The sequence below is a fragment of the Thalassoglobus neptunius genome, from assembly GCF_007859735.1.
Lineage (GTDB): Bacteria > Planctomycetota > Planctomycetia > Planctomycetales > Planctomycetaceae > Thalassoglobus > Thalassoglobus neptunius.
On record NZ_SIHI01000126.1, the window covers coordinates 1 to 1925 of the forward strand.

Below are 1925 nucleotides of genomic sequence, written 5' to 3' on the forward strand. Positions count from 1 at the left end.
AACCGAAAAGCATCACCGTCGATCGACAGACCACAACTCAGCACGATCTCGGTTCGCAGGTCGAAGCTCAACGTCACACCGATGCCAACGAAACTGCCCAGAAACCCGGATTCGGAATCCGCATGGGTCGCCTCCGCAATCAGGGAACGCAGTAAAGCACCCACTGCGTCTCGTGTCCGTTCCCCGCCTGATCGAGCTCTCCTGTGATCGCCCCTCTGAAACACCTCTCCAACTGGCACCTCTCCAACTGATGTACCTGCTTCAAAGAACATTTTTGACATCAGCATGTAGAAGCGTTCACCCGCAAAGAAACCGCGACGAAATTGCTGCCTTCTACAATGACCACTTCACGAGATTCGCACGAACTGTCCGTTTCTTGACGGCGCCTAAGCGATCGGCGTACTTGAGAGCTCGCAAGGCTGTCTCTCGGTCAACGCCCATCTGTTGTGCGATGACTGCCGTGGTTCGGGGTTCTTCCGAAACAACCTTGGCGGCTCGTTTCCAGAGCAGTTCCGGGCTGTCATGCCGGGGCGGAATGTTTTCGATCCGATTGCCTTCCGAATCGTACAGTGAACGCCACATACACAAGTTCGCTCTGACGGGTCGTTTGCTGACCCGCCCGTGACGCCTGGCTCGACAGAGATAGGCCCGAGCGGTCTTGAGATCCACATTCATGATTTCAGCGACTTCTGCGGTCGTCAGTTCCTGATCGATCACCAGGGAAGCCGCCTTCATCCACTTTGATTCATAAGACAACAACTGGCTATCGACCGACATTGGATAGAGGCCAGGCAAGAGAAAATCAATCGTGCCGAAGAACTCTTTGTAGATGGAGTGTTCGTGAGTCACTCACCGGCCGACATCGATACGATTGATGACTGTTGAGAGGGCCACACTCAGAAGCTGCGGATCGGCAAGGTGGAGTTGGTCCTTGTGTTGCATCATCATCTCCAGGTCGACATCGGCATTTGCAGGACTGGTCTTTCGTTGCTGGGAGATGGCCTTCCTGAGCTTTCGGGCTTCTTCGATATATTCGGTGTACTTCTTTTGCACGGCGGCGAAGATGGTCGGATTCTCTGCCAACGCAAGGTTCTCTTCAACTTTCTTCAACTTGAGCTCGAGATCAGCAAGACGCGTGGCCTCTTCTGTCGGGACATCATTTTCGCATTCATCGAGCATCAACTGCAAATACTCCTCGGTCAACACTTGTTCTCGCACAACCTGCAGAACTCCTCTTTCGATTCGGTGGGCGGCGATTGCTACCCTCTGATCACATGAACTGTTTCGACATCGATACATCCGATGGTTCTTGCTCCCAGGCCGTTCTTGCGATCCATGCATTCGGCCTCCACAGTGGATGCAATGCACGAGACCCGCCAAGAGATATTTCGAAGGAGTTCGCCGAAACCGTTTCCGGCTTCTCATCAGATCTTGAACGACACCGAACGTGGCTTTGTCAATCAGTGGCGGGAAGAAATCTTCAATCTCAAGCATTTCACCCGCTTCCAACATCTGGTTGAACTTGCCCGGTCTCGAACTCGGTCGACCAACTCGCAGCGTACCGACATAGATCGAATTCTTGAGCAGATCGCGGATTGAGTGTCTGTGAAAACTTTCTCCCCAGCAGGACTTCATTCCTCGAGCCTTCAATCCGTCAGAAATCGACCCGTACGTCTCCTGGCCTGTCGCATAGGCATTGAACATCCATTGAACAGCTTCGACGGCTCCCGGAACCGAAGACGGAACATAGCGAAAGCCATGGCCGACCGGTTTTCGAAACCGTTTGTAGACATCGGTCAGAAAACGTAGCGCTCGACGGGCGAAAAACGGAGCGCTGTTGTTGATAAGGAACCCGGTGGAGGGATGTGAGCGTCTCGGCCGGGAGTGTCGGTACAGGTTATTTCGTCTTTGATTGGCCAGAGCTT

At 53.4% G+C, this 1925-nt stretch carries 2 protein-coding genes; both read right to left on the reverse strand.

All coding sequences use genetic code 11. The features are described from left to right. Positions 1–333 precede the first annotated feature (333 nt). Positions 334–849: an RNA polymerase sigma factor sigma-70 region 4 domain-containing protein gene (locus tag KOR42_RS26115; RefSeq protein WP_146512728.1), complete on the reverse strand. Its 516-nt coding sequence runs from the start codon at positions 847–849 to the stop codon at positions 334–336. After that, positions 850–1925, reverse strand: a 1076-nt coding sequence (locus tag KOR42_RS26120; protein WP_146512729.1) for a recombinase family protein, incomplete at its 5' end; no start/stop codon positions are given.